The 2,208-nt window shown below is 41.8% G+C and carries 2 protein-coding genes; both read left to right on the top strand.

What is annotated here, in order from left to right:
- A partial coding sequence (locus tag QZ076_RS21920) for a PD-(D/E)XK nuclease domain-containing protein (protein WP_293717234.1) occupies positions 1–535 on the top strand: 535 nt, incomplete at its 5' end.
- A 27-nt stretch (positions 536–562) separates the two neighbouring features.
- On the top strand, positions 563–2,122 hold the full coding sequence (locus QZ076_RS21915; protein WP_293717233.1) for an ATP-binding protein: 1,560 nt from the start codon (positions 563–565) through the stop codon (positions 2,120–2,122).
- Positions 2,123–2,208 lie beyond the last annotated feature (86 nt).

Below are 2,208 nucleotides of genomic sequence, written 5' to 3'. Positions count from 1 at the left end.
CCTGGCCGTTCGCGAACAGATTTACGGTTACCTTGTGGAAGCGATGAAAGAACGCGAATCAGTTGTTTTCCCGTTTATGGAGCTATCCGATCGTATGCGCCGTATGGCCTATTTCGGAGAATGGGAGGCTGCATTGGCCTTTTTTGCCGAACAGGTAGATAAGAAAGCTGTCCTTCGCGATGCGATCTATCAGGAAACGACCATTAAGACATTAATGGTGGCTTATATGGGGTTGACGGATTATTTTATCATCTGGCCGGAATTTGAGGCGGGTCGCGGTTTTTCTGATCTTTATTTAATGCCTAATCTGGCAAACTATCCGGATATGCAGTATTCGTACCTGATAGAGTTGAAGTTTCTGAAACGGGACGATACGACAACGAAGGTAGAATCGTTGATAGAAGAGGCAGAGACACAATTACGTAAATATGCCTCTGATGAAAAGGTACTTGCCAGTACCGGAAATACCCGTCTACGTCTGCTGGCTGCAGTTTACAGAGGCTGGCAGCCGGAGGCTTTACGCGAATTTGAATAATTTAAGAATCTTAGGAAATAGTTTATTATGAATGCGGAAATCAGAAAATTACCGATCGGAATACAGAGTTTCGAAGATTTGCGGAATAATGATTATGTATACGTTGATAAAACAGCTTTGTTATATCAATTGGTAACGACAGGTAAACCTTATTTCCTGAGCCGTCCGCGTCGTTTTGGTAAAAGCCTGTTTCTTTCTACTCTCGAAGCTTATTTTCTGGGAAAGAGGGAACTCTTTAAAGGCCTTGCCATTGATAAACTGGAAACCGACTGGTTTGAGTTTCCAGTACTGCATTTGGATCTGAATGCCGAGAAATATGATTCTCCCCAGGCACTCGATGCCATTCTGAGTACTCATTTAACCCGTTGGGAAGAAATCTATGGAAAAGGGACAGATGAACGAACCCTTTCCACTCGTTTTTCCGGTATTATCCGCCGTGCAGTAGAAAAGACCGGCCGCCAGGCGGTAGTTTTGATAGACGAATACGATAAACCATTGTTGCAAGCATTGGGAGATGAAGCGCTTCAGACAGACTATCGCAATACGTTGAAAGCTTTTTACGGCGTATTGAAAACTGCAGATCCTTATCTGAAATTTGTATTCCTTACTGGAGTAACGAAATTTGCGCATGTAAGCGTGTTCAGTGATTTGAATCAATTAGACGATATCAGCATGCGGCAAGATTATACATCCGTATGTGGAATAACGAAGGAAGAGCTGGTGACCAACTTTGTCCCGGAATTGGAAGAAATAGCCGGTGCTAACAACTTATCAGTCGATGCGTCTATTCAAAAAATGGCAGAACAATATGACGGGTATCATTTTTATCACAACTCCGTAGGAATATTTAATCCGTTTAGTGTATTGAATGCTCTTAAATACAGGAGTTTCGATAGCTATTGGTTTCAGACGGGTACACCCACTTTCCTGGTCGAACTGCTAAAGAAAAGCGAGTATGATCTGCGTTTGCTTTTGAATGGAGTGGAAATGCGTGCGTCGGCTTTTTCTGAATATCGTGTGGAAGCTAACAATCCGATCCCATTACTTTATCAAAGTGGATATCTGACAATCAAAGGATATGATAAAGAATTCGGTTTATACACCTTAGGCTTCCCGAATGAAGAAGTAAAATATGGTTTTATAAATTTTATTACCCCTTTCTATACAGCGATCACCGAAGACAAAAGTGGTTTCTATATTGGCAAATTCGTTCGCGAGCTTCGTGCCGGTGATGTAGATGCCTTTATGAATCGCCTGAAAGCGTTTTTTGCCGATTTTCCTTATGAACTGAACGAGAAAACTGAACGTCATTATCAGGTAGTCTTTTATCTTGTATTCAAGTTGATGGGTCAGTTTTGTGATGTCGAGGTACGCAGTGCCCGTGGTCGTGCTGATGCTGTGGTAAAAACAGGTGATTATATCTATGTCTTCGAGTTCAAGTTGAATGGAAGTACAACCGAAGCATTAAAACAGATTGACGATAAAGGTTACCTGATCCCTTATACGGTAGATGGTCGTCAATTGGTAAAAGTAGGAGCCTCTTTTAGTCCCGACGACCGGAATATCGCTGGTTGGGAGGTGGTGTAAGGAGATTATTAATAGCGAATTATATTCGTGTTTAGAAAATATTGAACCTACTTTTGGCTTGATCCAAAAGTAGTCAAAAGATCAAG

This window comes from uncultured Parabacteroides sp., assembly GCF_905196875.1.
In the GTDB taxonomy this organism is placed as follows: Bacteria; Bacteroidota; Bacteroidia; order Bacteroidales; family Tannerellaceae; genus Parabacteroides.
The sequence above is the reverse complement of the archived record's forward strand: the minus strand, read 5'-3'. Positions and strand labels throughout refer to the sequence as shown.

Bases quoted from the DNA above. Each gene is read 5' to 3' on its own strand.
- QZ076_RS21915 (WP_293717233.1), top strand. From the start codon at position 563: ATGAATGCGGAAATCAGAAAATTACCGATCGGAATACAGAGTTTCGAA.